The following is a 15,492-nucleotide window of genomic DNA, read 5'->3' as shown; positions in this document are numbered from 1 at the left end:
ACCGCTCGGCGAGGCTTTACCCGTAACCAAAGAGCCCTTGCAGAACGGGAGTTCACCATGAAGAACCGCACGCGCGCCCTCGCCCTGGTCGGATCCGCCGCGCTGGTCGCGACCCTGGTCGGCGTGGCGCCGGCCCCGGCGGCGCCGGCCGCGACGAAGCTCGCCTCGGTGCACGGCGGCGGGACGATCGCCTACCCCTACGTTCCCGCCGCGCACGACATCCGGTTCACGGTCGACGCCGACGCCGTCCCGTGGAGCAGGCCCTTCCCGGCCGAGGGCGGGGAGCAGGGCATGCCGACCGATGCCCGCGGACGGGTGACCGTCTACCACGCCATGCCCGAGGCCGGCTTCACCGGCGTCGCCGAGGCGGAGGTGGACTGCATGGTCACCGGCGGCAAGACGGCCACGATCACCGCGGTGGTCACGTCGTCGAACGTCGGCTGGGAGGGCAAGCGGATCGGGATCAGCGTCCAGGACGGCGAGCGCGGCGGGCCCGACCGCGTGGGCTTCTCGTGGGGCATCGCCAACGTCGACGTGAAGCCCGACGGCTCGGCCTCCGAGCCCCGCGTGGGCACCTGCATGGCCCCGGCCCCCTTCACGGAGGTCACGAAGGGCGGCTTCAAGGTCACCCCGGCCCCACTGGCCCCGAAGCCGTAAAGCCGTAGAGGTGTAAGGCCGGAAGGCCTATTCCGTTCGCGTGGAGAATCCGGCCTCGCCCAGCAGGTCCGTCAGGTACCGGGCCTCCACGGGGGTGGCCCGGTAGCCCTCGCGGGCGGCGGCGAGTACTTCGGGGATCGTCATGCCGAGCGCATCGCGGAAGACCTTCAGGGCCGCGCCGCCGGAGCCGTCCACGCGCAGCAGGACCGTGCCCTCGCGGGCGACGACGGCCGCGCGGACGTGGGCGGGCGCCGGACCCTGCCCGTGCTCGCGGTTGCAGACGTCAGGGGCGCCGAACCCGCAGGTGTCGCACTCCCACTCACACGCCCAGTGCAGCCGGCCGTCCTCGATCCGCTGCCAGGCGTGGAAGACGCAGCGCGGGCAGGGTTCGCAGTACAGGCTCACCTGTGGCACTGCACCATCATGCATGGCGTGGGCTCAGTGGACGGAGAAGCCGCCGTCGACGAAGATCGACTGCCCGGTGACGTAGCCGGAGGCGCGGCCGGCCAGGAATACCGCCGCTCCGGCGAAGTCCTCGGCCAGGCCGTTGCGCCCGACCATCGTGCGCGCGGCCAGCGCCGCCACCTTCTCCGGGTCGGACGACAGCCGTGCGTTGAGCGGGGTCATGACGAAGCCGGGCACCAGCGTGTTGCAGGTGACGCCGTGTGGCGACCACGCCTCGGCCTGGGAGCGGGCCAGCGCCTCCAGCGCCGCCTTGGAGACGCCGTAGGCGCCGCTCTGGACGAACGCCCGGTGCGCCTGCTGGGAGGTGATGTGGATGATCCGCCCGAAGCCCCGCTCGGCCATGCCCGGCCCGAACCGCCGGCCCAGCAAGTGGGGCGCCTCCAGGTTCACCGCCATCGTGGCGTCCCACACGTCCTCGCCCAGCTCGCCCATCGGCGGGCGCAGGTTGATCCCGGCGCTGTTGACGAGGATGTCGGGTTCACCGAACGCCTCGGCCGCCCGTTCCGCCGCCGCGCGCACCCCGTCGCGGGTGCTCAGGTCGGCGCTCACCCAGGCCGCCCGGCAGCCGTCCGCCGTCAACTCGTCGACCGTGGCGGCCAGTTCCGACTCCTTGCGCGCCACGATGACGACGCTCGCCCCCGCGCGCGCGAGCGCCCCGGCGATGGCTCGGCCGATGCCGGAACTGCCACCTGTCACCACGGCGACCCGGCCGTCCAGCGAGAACAGTTGGGAGAGATAGCTGTTCGAGATCATGTCCGCACCCTAGACGGCGTTAACGTCGGGGATACAGGGAGGCATCTTCCCGTTCACCCCGGTTTGCGAGGTTATCCGAATGACAGTGACGTCCTCCCTCCGTACCGCCCGCGCCGTGCGGGTGGTCGCGCATCGCGGGGCCTCCCACGAGCATCCCGAGCACACCCTCGCCGCCTACCGGCAGGCCATCGCGGACGGGGCCGACGCCCTCGAATGCGATGTGCGGCTCACCGCCGACCAGCGGCTCGTGTGCGTGCACGACCGGCGGGTCGAGCGGACCTCCGACGGGCGGGGCGTGGTCTCCGGGATGACCTACGAGGAGCTGCGCGCCCTCGACTTCGGGGGGTGGAAGGGGGCCGCGCACGCGGGGGCGCGGGTGCTGCTCTTCGAGGACCTGCTCCGGGAGGCGCTGGCCGCCCCACGGCCGGTCGGGCTGGCCGTCGAGACCAAGCATCCGACCCGTGCGGGCGGGCGCCTGGAGGCGGAACTGGTGCGGATGCTGCGGCAGTACGGGCTCGCCGACGGATCGACCGGGCGCGTCGAGGTGATGAGCTTCTCGCGCGGCGCCCTGACGCGGCTGCACCGGCTCGCTCCCGGTCTGCCCGCCGTGTACCTGATGGAGCGCAGGATCCGGCCGGTACGGCCTCCGTACGCCACCCACGCGGGGCCGGGCATCGACCTCGTGCGGGCCGATCCGGGGCTGGTGGGGCGGCTCAAGGCCAAGGGGTTGTCCGTACGGGTGTGGACCGTGGACGAGCCGGAGGACGTGGACCTGTGCCTGCGGCTCGGGGTGGACACGATCATCACCAACCGGCCGCGAGCGGTACGGGAGTACGTTGACACCGCACGGTGACATGTGAACACCCGGCCGGGGTGCGCCGGCCGGGCGTGGGGGGTCGGATGGAACCGGGCGGCTAAACGCTGTGCCGATTACGCGCTGTGCCGATTACGCGCTGTGCCCTCTACACGCTGTGCCGGTTACACGAAGCGCTGCTGAGCCGAGCCGTTGCAGGGCTGGAGGCGCAGCTGCTCGTGGGCGGCGGCCACCGTCAGGCACATGCCCGGGGCGGCGGCGGGGCGGATGGTGGCGCCGTCGCGGACGAACTTCTGGTTCGCGGCGCCGTGGCAGTTGTAGACGATCAGGCCGGTGCCCGCGCCGTAACGGGCGCCGGGGACGTCCAGGCAGCGGTCCTGGGTCAGTTCCACGTGGACCGACTTGCGGGCCGCGTCGTACCACCAGCCCTGGTTGCGGCCGCCGTGGCAGTCCCAGCCGACGACCTTGGTGTCATTGGCGCTGGACCCTCCGAAGGTGTCGAGGCAGCTGCCAGTCGCCTCGTTCTTCAGGGGCTTGTAGTGGTCGTCCCAGGCGCCGGCCTGGAGGACCGGGGTGCCCGTGCTGGCCGGGTCGGCGCAGGAGGCCTCGCGCAGGCCCGAGTCGTAGAGCTGGGTCAGGCAGGACGCGAAGGCGCCGTGGCCGCGGTAGTTGGGGTGGAAGGACTGCCGGGCGGTGTTCTCGTCCCAAGGGAAGTGGTCCCCGAGGTCGAGGTAGAGCCCGCGGGCCCAGGCGTCCTCCATGCACACCTCGTGGCCGTGGAAGAGCCGCGAGTTGTCCAGGTAGAGCGCGCCGGAGTTGCGGGCGGCCTCGCGCATGCCCTTCTCGAAGGTGGGCACCGCGTAGTTGCGGCCCCAGGTGGCGTCGGAGTCGTAGCCGGCGCAGCCTCCGGGGAGCTTGCCGGGGAAGTTCGGGTTGTCGTAGAAGTCGGGGCCGATCGGGCTGGGGTAGCCCATGACGACGAGCTTGTAGTCGGAGTCGGCGTAGCCCGCGTCGCGCATGACCGTCTTGAGGTCGGCGACCGTGGATTCCACCTTGGGCCGCAGGCCGTCGACGCGCGCCTGCCAGCCGGGGGCGTACTTCGGTTCGCAGGTGCCCTGGCTGAGCACCCAGCGCGTCACGCAGTCGGTCATGACGGGGCCGAACTGGAGGTCGTCGTTGGCTCCGGCGACGAGCACCACCATCTTGATCTTCGTGTTGCGGGCCTTGATGGCCAGGCTGTCGCTCTGCACCAGTTCGTCGGCGTACTGCTTGCTGCCGCCGATCCTGATGTTGCCCGTGTAACCGCCGGAGCAGGCTACGTTGAAGGTGAGGTCGGCCTGGATGCCGGTGCGGTGGATCGCCGAGTCCGGCGAGCGGTGGCACTGGTTGTCCGGCGTGTTGGTGGCGGGGTCGTAGTTGCCGACGCCCTCGCCCGAGATCTCGCTGTCGCCGAGCGAGATGAGTCCGGACTTGCGCTGGCTGAGCGGCCGGATCGCCGGGTCTCCGTAGATCCTGGTGGCCTCGGCGGCCCGGATCGCCTCCAGTTCCGGTGAGAGGGGTGTGGCCGAGGTTGCGGCGGATCCGGTGGCGGCGGGGGCCGCCTGGGCCATGGGGGTGATGGCGGTGACGCCCCCGAGGGCGGCCGCGATCGCCGCGACGGCGGCGAAGGTAGATCTGAGCCTGGGCTTCGTACGCGCACGTGCCATGAACGCCTCCCCGAGATTGGTGTTACCCACGGTATTTACTGGTCAGTAGGTGAGTTGGGAACACTTCGAACAAGACAATTGCTCAACTTTTAGAGGAGGTCACGAACATGACAGACGATCAGCAGGGCGAAGCGTTCCGGACCGAGCACGACTCCATGGGCGAGGTACAGGTGCCCGCGCACGCCAAATGGCGTGCTCAGACCCAGCGCGCGGTGGAGAACTTCCCCCTCTCCGGACAGCGGCTGGAGCGCGCCCACATCGAGGCACTGGCCCGCGTCAAGGCAGCGGCCGCCGTGGTGAACGCGCGGCTCGGGGTGGTGGACAAGGACATCGCCGAGGCGATCCGCTCCGCGGCGGACGAGGTCGCCGACGGCCGCTGGGACGAGCACTTCCCCGTCGACGTGTTCCAGACCGGCTCGGGAACCTCGTCCAACATGAACGCCAACGAGGTGATCGCCACTCTCGCCACCGAGCGGCTGGGTCGGGACGTCCACCCCAACGACCACGTCAACGCCTCGCAGAGTTCCAACGACGTCTTCCCGTCCTCCATCCACATCGCCGCCACCGCCGCCGTCACCGGCGCGCTGATCCCGGCCCTGGAGCACCTCGCCGCCGCGCTGGAGCGCAAGTCGGACGAGTTCGCCGAGGTGGTCAAGGCCGGGCGTACGCACCTGATGGACGCCACCCCGGTCACCCTGGGCCAGGAGTTCGGCGGCTACGCCGTCCAGATCCGCTACGGCGTCGAGCGGCTGCGCGCGGCACTGCCCCGGCTGGCCGAGCTGCCGCTCGGCGGCACGGCCGTCGGCACCGGGGTCAACACCCCGCCGGGCTTCTCCGCCGCCGTGATCGCCGAGGTGGCCGGCGCCACCGGGCTGCCGCTGACCGAGGCCCGCAACCACTTCGAGGCCCAGGGAGCGCGGGACGCTCTGGTGGAGACCTCGGGGATGCTCCGTACGATCGCGGTCTCACTCACCAAGATCTCCAACGATCTGCGCTGGATGGCCTCGGGCCCGCGTACGGGATTGGCCGAAATCAATCTCCCGGATCTCCAACCGGGGTCCTCGATCATGCCCGGGAAGGTCAATCCGGTCGTCCCGGAGGCCGTCCTCATGATCGCCGTACAGGTGATGGGGAACGACGCCGCCGTCGCCGTGGCGGGCGCCGCCGGCAACTTCGAGCTCAATGTGATGCTCCCCGTGATGGCCCGCAACCTCCTCGAATCGGTCCGCCTGCTCGGCAACGCGAGCCGCCTGCTGGCCGACCGCACCGTGGACGGGATCACCGCCAATGCCGAGCGGGCCAGGGAGTACGCCGAATCCTCGCCCTCCGTGGTGACCCCGCTGAACCGGTACATCGGCTACGAGGAGGCCGCCAAGGTCGTCAAGAAGGCACTCGCGGAACGCATGACGATCAGGGAGGCCGTACTGGAGGCCGGGCATGTCGAGCGTGGCGCCCTGACGATGGAGCAGCTGGACGAGGCGCTCGACGTGCTGCGGATGACCCGGCCCTGAAAGAACCCCCGACAGGGGCCGAATCCGGTCGTTTACCGTCCCCGGACCCCTCCGTGACCTGCACCGCAGCCACCGCGGGGGCACCCCACCCTAAGATCTGCGCATGACAGGTACCGGAGGGCGCGGGGGCGGTGGGGCGCGCGAGCACGCGCCGGGGACGCGCTGGGCGCCCGGGGAGCAGATCCTGTGGCGCTACCGCGACCACGGCCCCGGCCTGAAGGGCCCCGTCCACATCTGCCGTCCGGTGACGGTGGTGCGCGACACCGACGAACTGCTGGCGGTGTGGATGGCCCCGGGCACCGAGTGCGTCAAACCGGTGCTCACCGACGGCACTTCCGTGCACGAGGAGCCCCTCGCCACCCGGTACACCGCGCCGCGGACCACCGTACGGTCGCGCTGGTTCGGAGCCGGGGTGCTGAAGCTGGCGCGGCCCGGGGAGCCCTGGTCGGTGTGGCTGTTCTGGGACCACGGCTGGCGGTTCAGGAGCTGGTACGTGAATCTGGAGGAGCCCCGCGCCCGGTGGGCCGGCGGGGTCGACTCCGAGGACCACTTCCTCGACATCTCCGTGTACCCGGACCGCAGCTGGAAGTGGCGGGACGAGGACGAGTTCGCGCAGGCGCAGCGGATCGGGCTGATGGACCCGGAGCGGGCGCGGCGCGTGGAGGACGCGGGGCGCGCGGCGGTGGAGGTCATCAAGGCGTGGGGGTCCCCGTTCCGCGACGGCTGGGAGGACTGGCGGCCGGATCCGGCATGGGGAGTTCCGGTTCTGCCGGAGGACTGGGACCGCACCCCGGCGCATATGACCTCATGAGACCCTTGATGCGCCCCCGGGGTTCAAACGTAGGATCGTCCTCCGCCCGTCGTACGCGGTTCCACCGTGAGGCCCAGGGGCCGCAAATGACCTGCTGTGACCGGTACTTGACCGCGACTCGACCGGGGCGGCGCAGTACGAGGAGATAACGAGCGGGACGCGGAACCGGGGGCGATGGTGCCCCCGCCGCTGAGCGGGTATACCGCGACTGACCGAGTTGAGTGCAGCGCACATCGAGCGCAAACGGACGGAATTCCACGCGTGACGGAGTACCCCACCTCTCAGGAGGGCCCGCAGCCCGCCGCGGCCGCCGCGACACCGGCCCCGGGCGGCTCCGGCCTGCCCGTCGCCACCGGCGGGGGTGCGGATGCCTCCGGCCGCGGTGCGGACGAGCTCGGACACCACGGCAAGGCCCCCGTCCCGGCGGCCGAGGCCACCCGGCCCGAGATCCCGGCGGCCCGCAGCGGCCCGGAGGGAGCCGTACGCGCGCGCCCGCGGGACGCCGAGGCGGCGCGCAACGCGGGCCGCGGCGCCCCCGAGCAGGCCGCGGCGGCGGTACGGATGCGCGCGGAGGCCGACGCCTCCGGGCACGAGGGCGCCGCCCCCGGCCCCGGCCACACCGCCACCGACGCACACGCCGCCGACGGATACGGGACCGGCGCCCCGCAGCCCGGTCACACCGCGCCGGGCGCGGGGGCCGGGCGGCACGGCGGCGGAGCGGTGGCACAGGGCTCCGGGCCCGGAGAGGCGACGGCGGCCCGCCGCGAGGGCGACCGGCTGCGCTTCGTCGGCGCCGCCACCCGCCGGATCGCGCGCGGCATCGACCTCGACGAGATCGTGCTCGGCCTGTGCCGGGCGACCGTGCCGACCTTCTCCGACGCCATCCTCGTCTACCTGCGCGACCCGCTGCCCGTCGGCGACGAGCGGCCCGTCGGACCGGTCGTTTTAAGGCTGCGGCGCACCGACCGCCTCCGGCCGATCGACGACCTCACCGATGCCGGGGCCTCGGGCGCCTCGGCGACGACGGGGACGACGGGCGGAGGCGTCGAGCTCGCCGGGGCCACCGGGGCCACCGGCGAACTCGACTTCAGCCAGCTCGCCCTGGTCGGCCCGCAGGGTGACCTGCCCGCGGCCGAGCTGTGCGAGATCCGGCCCGGCGGGGCGCTCGCCGAGGTGCTGCGCGGCGTACGGCCGGTCTTCGGATCGGCCGCCGGCGCCAAGGACGCCCTGCCGGAGCTGCTGGGCGCCGACCATCCCGTCCCGGGCGGCCAGCGGGCCATCCTGGCCCCGCTGCGGGGCCGCCGGCGCGTGATCGGCGCGGCGGTGTTCCTGCGTACACCCGACCGCGACGCCTTCGAGCAGAACGACCTGCTGGTCGCCGCGCAGTTGGCCACCCACACCGCGCTCGGCATCGACAAGGCGGTGCTGTACGGCCGTGAGGCGTACATCGCCGACGAACTCCAGCGCACCATGCTGCCCGACAGCCTCCCCCAGCCCACCGGGGTCCGGCTCGCCTCCCGCTACCTGCCCGCCGCCGAGACGGCCCGGGTCGGCGGCGACTGGTACGACGCCATACCGCTGCCCGGCAGCCGGGTCGCGCTGGTGGTCGGCGACGTCATGGGCCACTCCATGACCTCCGCCGCGATCATGGGCCAGCTCCGCACCACCGCGCAGACGCTCGCCCAGCTGGACCTGCCGCCGGCCGAGGTGCTGCACCATCTGGACGAGCAGGCCCAGCGGCTCGGCTCCGACCGCATGGCCACCTGCCTCTACGCGGTCTACGACCCGGTCTCCCACCGGATCACCATCGCCAACGCCGGCCATCCGCCGCCGGTGCTCCTGCACCTGGGCGGCCGCGCCGAGGTGCTGCGCGTACCGTCCGGCGCCCCCATCGGGGTCGGCGGCGTGGACTTCGAGGCCGTGGAGCTGGACGCGCCCGCCGGGGCCACCCTGCTGCTGTACACGGACGGGCTGGTCGAATCGCGGCTGCGGGACGTGTGGACCGGCATCGAGCAGCTGCGCGAGCGGCTCGCGACCACCGCGCAGCTGACCGGGCTGGACCACCCGCCGCCGCTGGAAGCGCTGTGCGACGACGTCCTGGACATGCTGGGACCGGGCGACCGCGACGACGACATCGCCCTGCTGGCGGCCCGCTTCGAGGGCATCGCGCCGAGTGACGTCGCGTACTGGTTCCTGGATCCGGAGGAGACCGCGCCGGGCCGGGCCCGCCGGTTCGCCCGCCGCGCGCTGGTCCGCTGGGGTCTGGAGGAGCTGAGCGATTCGCTGGAACTGCTGGTCAGTGAGGTGGTCACCAATGCCGTCCGGTACGCCGAGCGGCCCGTGACCCTGCGCCTGCTGCGTACGGACGTCCTGCGGTGCGAGGTCGGCGACGACTCCCCGCAGCTGCCGCGCCAGCGCCGGGCCCGGGACACCGACGAGGGCGGGCGCGGCCTGTTCCTGGTCAACCGGCTGGCCCGGCGCTGGGGCGCGACCCGCCTCAGCAGCGGGAAGGTGGTCTGGTTCGAGCTCGCGCTGCCGGGGGCGCAGGAGCGACGTTGAGCAGCGGCGCCTGAGGGCGTACGAACGCACCGCCGCCCCGCAGCGTGATCGCTGCGGGGCGGCGGTGTGCGGTGCGGATCCCCCCGCTACTGCGGCGGGTTCGGCTTCGGGAACGGGAAGGATTTCGTCGGGTCCGGGGTCTTCGACGGGTCGGGGGTCTTCGACGGGTCGGGGGTCTTCGACGGGTCCTTGCTGTTCGACGGGTTCGGCTTGCCGGAGCTGCCCGACGGGTCCGGGGTGTTCGACGGCCGGCCGCTGTTGCTGGTGGACGGCGACGGGGTGGAGGACGGGGACTGGGTGGCCGACGGGGACGCGGTGCGGGGCGAGGTCTCCGGCGTGCCCATCTCCGCGTCCGGCAGCTTGAACTGGCTGGTCGTCTGGCCCTTGAGCGCGGCCAGGGTGTACGCCTTCCAGATCTGGGCCGGGAAGCTGGAACCGCCCGCGCGGCCCTTGCCGGCCGTACCGGTCAGGGTGACCTGGCTGTGCGTGGTGGGGTCCTCGCCGAACATCGCGACGACGGTGACCAGTTCCGGGGTGTACCCGGTGAACCAGGCCGCCACGTTGGACTCGGTGGTACCGGTCTTGCCGGCGGCGGCGTAGGCCGAGCTCTGCACGGCGCTGCCCGAGCCCTCGTTGACCACGCCGGTGAGCACCTTGGTGACCGTGTCGGCGGTCTCGCTGGTGATGACCTGGCTGCCGATGGGGGCGGCCGGCTTGAAGTCGGTGTTGTCCTTGTGGGTGGCGCTCTTGATGATGGTCGGCGTGACCTTCTTGCCGTGGTTGTCGAGGGTGGCGTAGACGCCGGCCATCTCCACGGTGTTGGCGCTCATGGTGCCGAGCGACATGGCGGGCCGGTCAGCGGGCCAGCCTTCACGGTCCTGCATGCCGAGGGCGAGGGCCGTCTTCTTCACGTTCGTCGGCTTGGCATCGACGATCATCTGGGCGTAGACGGAGTTCACGGAGGAGTTGGTGGCCTCCTGGACCGTGACCATCGGGTCGCCGTAGTCCTTGTCGTCCTGGTTCTGCGGGGCGAAGGCGGTGTCGCTGCCGACCACGGGGCGCTTGCTGGTGCCGTCGTAGAGGGTGCTCGGGGTGATCGGGCGGCCGTCCTGGGTCTTCGCCCCGTTCTCCAGCGCGGAGGCCAGCACGATCGGCTTGAAGGTCGATCCCGGCTGGTAGTCGGTGCGCAGGGCGTTGCTCCGGTCCTTGTCCTGCAGGCCCGTACCGCCGTACATCGCGACGATCGCGCCGGTCTTGGCGTCCACGGAAGTGGCACCGGCCTGCACGCTCTGGTCCTGGGGCCGGTTCTTGGTGTCCTTGCGGTCGAGCTGGGACTCCAGCTCGTCCTGGACCGCCTTCTCCAGCGCCGCCTGCTTCTTCTTGTCGACGTTGAGCGTGATCGTCCAGCCGCCGGCCGAGATCATCGGGTCTTCGATGCCCTGCTTCCTCAGCTCGGCGTTGGCGGCCTGGACCAGGTAGCCCTTCTGGCCGTCCATGCCGGGGGTCGGCTTGGGCTTGATGGGCGGCGGGAGCTGCAGCTCCTTGCGCTTGGCCCCGTCCAGCTTCCCCATCTCGACCATGTTGTCGAGGACGGCGTTGAAGCGGATGTTGACCAGCCGCGTGCCGTTCGGGCCGGCGGTCGCCAGGTCGTACTGGCTGGGGGCCTGGATGACGGAGGCGAGGTAGGCGCCCTGCTCCAGGGTCAGCTTCTCGGCGTCGACGCCGTAGAAGGCCTGGGCCGCGGCCTGGATGCCGTACGCGTTGCGGCCGTAGAAGTTGGTGTTCAGGTAGCCGGCGAGGATGTCGTCCTTCTCCATGCGCTGGTCGACCTTGAGGGAGATCACGAGTTCCCGGATCTTGCGCGTCGGCGACTGGTCCTGGGTCAGGTAGTAGTTCTTGACGTACTGCTGGGTGATCGTCGAACCACCGGCCGTGCCCTTGCCCCTGAGGGTGTTGAACAGGCCTCGGCCCACACCCATCAGGTCGACGCCGCGGTCCTTGTAGAAGGACTTGTTCTCGATGGCGATGAACGCGGTCCGGACGTGTTCCGGGATCTTGTCGATCGGCAGGATCGTGCGGTTCGCCTCGCCGACGCGGGCCATGACCGTACCGTCGGAGTACTCGTAGACGTTGCTCTGGAGCGTCGCCTGCTTGTTCGGGTCGGTCGGCTCGTCGACCATGAAGTAGATGATGACCGCCGCGGCCATGCCGAGCAGGATGAACCCGAGGAAGGTCCCGAGGATCGTCTTCCAGTTGAAGACGCGGCGTATACCGCTGCGCTTGCCGGTCGTCCTGCCCGGGCTCCCGTTGGAGCGCCCGCCAGGTGCTCTTCGCGCACCGCGCTGCTGCTGCGCCCGTCGCGCTTCTGCTCGGCCCATCGCTCCCGCTCCGCTCGATAACCCCCCGACGTCAGCTCAGAAAACTAACACCGCAGGCTGTGACAAACGTTGACTATCTCTTATCAATACCGGTCATTTCGGACGTGAGAATCAGCACCCACACCAAAGGAACCGACGCTACCCAGGTCCGAAGGGTTGCGGCCACCCCAAAAAGTGATATCACTTTGATAGGGCGTTCCGGTCGACCGCGACCGGAGCCCACCGGCCAAACGGGGGAACCACATGACGATCATGGCAGGCACAGAGGCGAGCCAGGTACGGGAGTTCACCGCGCGCAGCGTCGGCGGCGGGCTGGCGCTGCTGCTCGGACTGGCGGGCGTGGTGGCCGGGGGCGGGCTGCTCGCCGTCGCCGCGGTGGCGGACGGAGTGGCGGCCAAGGCGACCCTGATCCCGCTGGGCATCCTGGTGATCATCGCCGCGCTGATCATGATGACCGGACTGAACACCGTGGCACCGGGCGAGGCTCGGGTGGTCCAGCTGTTCGGCCGCTACCGGGGAACGATCCGCACGGACGGCCTGCGCTGGGTCAATCCGCTGACCTCGCGCGAGAAGATCTCCACCCGGGTCCGCAACCACGAGACGGCCGTCCTGAAGGTCAACGACGCCTACGGCAACCCGATCGAGCTGGCCGCGGTCGTGGTGTGGCGGGTCGCCGACACCGCGCGGGCGGTGTTCGAGGTGGAGGACTTCACCGAGTTCGTCGAGACGCAGACCGAGGCGGCCGTACGGCACATCGCGATCGAGTACCCGTACGACGCGCACGAGGAGGGCGGGCTGTCGCTGCGCGGCAACGCCGAGGAGATCACCGAGAAGCTGGCGGTCGAGCTGGCGACCCGGGTCGAGGCGGCCGGCGTGCACATCATCGAGTCCCGCTTCACGCATCTCGCGTACGCTCCGGAGATCGCCTCCGCGATGCTCCAGCGCCAGCAGGCCGGCGCGGTCGTGGCGGCCCGCAAGCAGATCGTCGAAGGCGCGGTGGGCATGGTGGAACTGGCCCTGACCCGGCTCGCCGAGGAGGACATCGTGGACCTGGACCCCGAGCGCAAGGCCTCCATGGTCTCGAACCTGATGGTGGTGCTCTGCGGCGACCGCGCGGCCCAGCCGGTCATCAACACGGGCACCCTCTACCAGTGAGCCCCGCCGGCACCGGGGGGCCGGACCGCGAGCCGGGTGGGGAGCAGCCCGCCCGCGCCGGGCGGCAGGCGCGCAAGCAGGTACTCCTGCGGCTGGACCCACAGGTCTACGACGCGCTGGCCCGCTGGGCGGGCGAGGAACTGCGCAGCGCGAACGCCCAGATCGAGTTCCTGCTCCGCCGCGCCCTGTCCGAGTCGGGCCGCCTCCCGGGCGGCGCCTCGCCGATCCCGCCCCGCGGCCGGCCCCGTAACTCCCCGGAATCCTGAGGCTTCCGGCGCAATCGCACGGCGTGTGTCGCCCGCCCGCCTCCGCACATCTCGATACGCTCGCCGCGTCATATACGGCCGCTCACCGAATTCGAGGCGCGTATGAAACTGACCAGCGGGGCGAATTCCGGCGGGCGACGGGCGGGCCGGAAAGCGGCCACCGTGATCGCGGTGTTCGCCGCGTGTTCCGGACTCACCTGGACGGCACTCTCCCTCACGGGCGGATCCGCCGATTCCAAACCGCGGGCCACATGCGCCTACACGGCCACCGGCATCCCGGAGTCTGTAGGGGTCCCGGCCTTCGACGCCGTGGCCGCGGCTCGGCCGTACACGGCCGAAATCGTCACCGACATGGGACGGGTCACCATCGAGGCCCTGACGACCAAGGCTCCGTGCACGACCAACTCGTTCTCTTTCCTGGCCGGGAAGAAATACTTCGACGGCACCAAATGTCACCGCCTCACCACTCGCGGGATTTTCGTACTGGAATGTGGTGACCCCGCGGGAGACGGCTCGGCCGACCCCGGCTATTACTTCAAGGATGAAAATCTGGCCGGAGCCTCCTATCCGGCCGGCACCGTCGCCATGTCCAAGGCGACACCGGGAAAGAACGGCAGCCAGTTCTTCATCAGTTACGCCGACCCCCTCCTGCGGATGCCGCCCGACTGGACCCCGTTCGGAAGGGTCGTCAGCGGGCTGGACGTCCTGCGGAAGATCGCCTCGAAGGGGACGGCGAACGGAACGAGCGACGGAAAGCCCAAGGAGCCCGTCGTCATCAAGTCGGTCACGGTGCAGCGCCCGGTCGAATGACCGCCGACTGACGGCCCTGTGGGGCGCCGACCGGGGTCGGCGCCCCACAGGCTTGCCACGGCGCCGGTCGGCTATCCCGTGCGGCTCAGCAGGACGAAGCCGTCCCTCTCGGTCACCGTGCGGTATCCCCGGGCGCGGGCGGCGTCCAGGGCGTCCCGCTCCCGGAAGGCCGACATCGGCCACCGCAGGTGCGGTGGCACCATGGTGTCCACCATGATCCACTCGGGATTGGGGCGGCTGTCCCCCCAGCCGAAGAGGCTGACGCTGGTGCGGTCGGTGAGGTGCGGCACCAGATGGGTCGACGCCTGGACCGTGGCGTCGTCCGGGATGTCACGCATCACACTGTGCGCCACCGCGACACGGGGATCGTTCTGCCACGTCTGCGGCTGGACCAACTGCCACAGCGGGTAGTGCGGGAGCAGCAGCAGGGCGACCGCCGCGGAACCCGCCAGGTAGCGGTACAGGCTGCGGCCGCTCGCACCCCGCCGGTGCAGGGCGTCGATGAACGCCGCGAAGAGGATCGGCATGAGCAGGAGCGAGTAGTGAGCGCCAGTGCCCCAGTAGGGCGGGTAGTCCGAGGCGAAGCGCCACACCACGGTCGGCAGGGCGACCAGAACGAGCGGAGAACGCAGGGCCAGGAACAGGGTCGGCGCCAGCACCAGGATGAGGGTCGTGACCTTCTCCTGCGGGGTGATGAGACCGAGCGTCCCCTGGTGGAGGAGGTCCAGCACTCCGCCCCCCGACTCCCTTTCCACACCGGGGTATACGGGATTGTGCGACCCGACGTAGCCGTCGAACCCGCCCGGATGGAAGGCGGGCAGCACCACCAGCACGGCCAGCGCCGACGCGACCACTCCGGCCACGGCCGTGAGGATCCCCAGCCTGCGGCCACCCCGCCCGCCACGCCACGCGATGACCAGGCCGATCACGGCCACCGTGATGCCGAGGTCCTCCTTCACCAGCACGAGCGGCAGCGCCCAGCACGCGGCGGCGCGCAGCCGCCCGCTGCTGAGGGCGGTCAGGGAGAGGGCGAGCAGGGGGAGGGCGAAGGCCCACTCGTGGAAGTCGGAGGAGACCCCGCTCGCGAGGCCCCACGAGACGCCGTAACAGACACCGATGACCGCGGCGGCCGCGGAGCCCAGCGTCCGGCGGGCCCAGAAGGCCAGCGGGAGCATGCTCCCGGCGACCAGTGCGGCCTGCGCCACCAACAGCACCTTCACCGACGGCCACAGCCAGTACAGCGGTCCCATCAGAGCCAGGATGGGCGAGAAGTGGTCTCCCAGGACGGGAAAGTCCGGCCCCTTGATCTCGGATACGGGCAGGTGGCCCTCCGCGTAGGAACGCACGACCTGCACGAAGATGCCCAGATCGAAACTGCGGGAGAGCAGCCGTTCGTGGATCCTCAGCGACAGGGCCAGGTAGGCGAAGAACAGCACCCCCGCCAGGGCCCAGATCCACCAGGTGGTTTCGGGGACGCTCTCCGCGGACGGCTCGGGCGCCGTCCGTTCCTCGATGCCGGTGTGTTGCGGTGGAAGCGTGGCGGCGTTGCCGGTGGGTTCTTGCATGAAGCCTCAAGATGCCAGCAACGCCACGGCCGGGCCCCGTAG

13 protein-coding genes are annotated in these 15,492 nt (G+C 71.1%); 8 read left to right on the top strand and 5 right to left on the bottom strand.

Annotated features, from left to right (window positions below; all coding sequences use genetic code 11):
* Nucleotides 1-57 precede the first annotated feature (57 nt).
* Nucleotides 58-657, top strand: coding sequence for a hypothetical protein (locus ACWDYJ_RS05395; protein WP_451564139.1), 600 nt, complete (start codon nucleotides 58-60; stop codon nucleotides 655-657).
* Between the two features lie 27 nt (nucleotides 658-684).
* Here the strand turns inward: ACWDYJ_RS05395 and ACWDYJ_RS05390 are convergent, their stop codons facing one another.
* A complete protein-coding gene (locus ACWDYJ_RS05390; RefSeq protein ID WP_451564138.1) occupies nucleotides 685-1,071 on the bottom strand; it encodes a hypothetical protein in 387 nt (128 codons plus the stop codon).
* Nucleotides 1,072-1,095: 24 nt separating this feature from the next.
* Nucleotides 1,096-1,875, bottom strand: a complete 780-nt coding sequence (locus tag ACWDYJ_RS05385) for an SDR family NAD(P)-dependent oxidoreductase (protein WP_451564137.1) — start codon at nucleotides 1,873-1,875, stop codon at nucleotides 1,096-1,098.
* A gap of 79 nt (nucleotides 1,876-1,954) precedes the next feature.
* On the opposite strand from ACWDYJ_RS05385, the gene ACWDYJ_RS05380 reads away from it, so the two are divergent.
* Nucleotides 1,955-2,728, top strand: a complete 774-nt coding sequence (locus ACWDYJ_RS05380) for a glycerophosphodiester phosphodiesterase (RefSeq protein ID WP_451564136.1) — start codon at nucleotides 1,955-1,957, stop codon at nucleotides 2,726-2,728.
* Nucleotides 2,729-2,853: 125 nt separating this feature from the next.
* On the opposite strand, the gene ACWDYJ_RS05375 is transcribed toward ACWDYJ_RS05380, so the two are convergent.
* A complete protein-coding gene (locus tag ACWDYJ_RS05375; RefSeq protein ID WP_451564135.1) occupies nucleotides 2,854-4,395 on the bottom strand; it encodes a ricin-type beta-trefoil lectin domain protein in 1,542 nt (513 codons plus the stop codon).
* Between the two features lie 107 nt (nucleotides 4,396-4,502).
* On the opposite strand from ACWDYJ_RS05375, the gene ACWDYJ_RS05370 reads away from it, so the two are divergent.
* The 3 genes from ACWDYJ_RS05370 (at nucleotide 4,503) to ACWDYJ_RS05360 (ending at nucleotide 9,276) form a co-directional block, all read left to right on the top strand.
* Entirely contained in the window at nucleotides 4,503-5,906 is a 1,404-nt protein-coding gene (locus ACWDYJ_RS05370; protein WP_451564134.1) for a class II fumarate hydratase, read from the top strand.
* A 103-nt stretch (nucleotides 5,907-6,009) separates the two neighbouring features.
* A complete protein-coding gene (gene fomD, locus ACWDYJ_RS05365; protein WP_451564133.1) occupies nucleotides 6,010-6,717 on the top strand; it encodes a cytidylyl-2-hydroxypropylphosphonate hydrolase in 708 nt (235 codons plus the stop codon).
* 261 nt (nucleotides 6,718-6,978) lie between these two features.
* On the top strand, nucleotides 6,979-9,276 hold the full coding sequence (locus ACWDYJ_RS05360) for a SpoIIE family protein phosphatase (protein ID WP_451564132.1): 2,298 nt from the start codon (nucleotides 6,979-6,981) through the stop codon (nucleotides 9,274-9,276).
* 86 nt (nucleotides 9,277-9,362) lie between these two features.
* Here ACWDYJ_RS05360 and ACWDYJ_RS05355 read toward each other — a convergent pair whose 3' ends face one another.
* Nucleotides 9,363-11,654, bottom strand: a complete 2,292-nt coding sequence (locus tag ACWDYJ_RS05355) for a transglycosylase domain-containing protein (RefSeq protein ID WP_451564131.1) — start codon at nucleotides 11,652-11,654, stop codon at nucleotides 9,363-9,365.
* A gap of 243 nt (nucleotides 11,655-11,897) precedes the next feature.
* Between ACWDYJ_RS05355 and ACWDYJ_RS05350 the strand changes: the two genes are divergently transcribed.
* The 3 genes from ACWDYJ_RS05350 to ACWDYJ_RS05340 all read left to right on the top strand — a co-directional run bounded on the left by ACWDYJ_RS05350 (nucleotide 11,898) and on the right by ACWDYJ_RS05340 (nucleotide 13,885).
* A complete protein-coding gene (locus tag ACWDYJ_RS05350) occupies nucleotides 11,898-12,809 on the top strand; it encodes an SPFH domain-containing protein (RefSeq protein ID WP_451564130.1) in 912 nt (303 codons plus the stop codon).
* Nucleotides 12,806-13,075, top strand: coding sequence for a hypothetical protein (locus ACWDYJ_RS05345; protein WP_451564129.1), 270 nt, complete (start codon nucleotides 12,806-12,808; stop codon nucleotides 13,073-13,075). Before ACWDYJ_RS05350 ends, ACWDYJ_RS05345 begins: the two co-directional genes overlap by 4 nt.
* Before the next feature lie 102 nt (nucleotides 13,076-13,177).
* Nucleotides 13,178-13,885, top strand: coding sequence for a peptidylprolyl isomerase (locus ACWDYJ_RS05340; RefSeq protein ID WP_451564128.1), 708 nt, complete (start codon nucleotides 13,178-13,180; stop codon nucleotides 13,883-13,885).
* 71 nt (nucleotides 13,886-13,956) lie between these two features.
* On the opposite strand, the gene ACWDYJ_RS05335 is transcribed toward ACWDYJ_RS05340, so the two are convergent.
* A complete protein-coding gene (locus ACWDYJ_RS05335) occupies nucleotides 13,957-15,450 on the bottom strand; it encodes a DUF2079 domain-containing protein (RefSeq protein WP_451564127.1) in 1,494 nt (497 codons plus the stop codon).
* Between the last annotated feature and the right edge of the window lie 42 nt (nucleotides 15,451-15,492).

The sequence above is a fragment of the Streptomyces sp. NPDC003042 genome (assembly GCF_053591315.1).
This window is presented reverse-complemented; position numbering and strand designations above follow the sequence as displayed.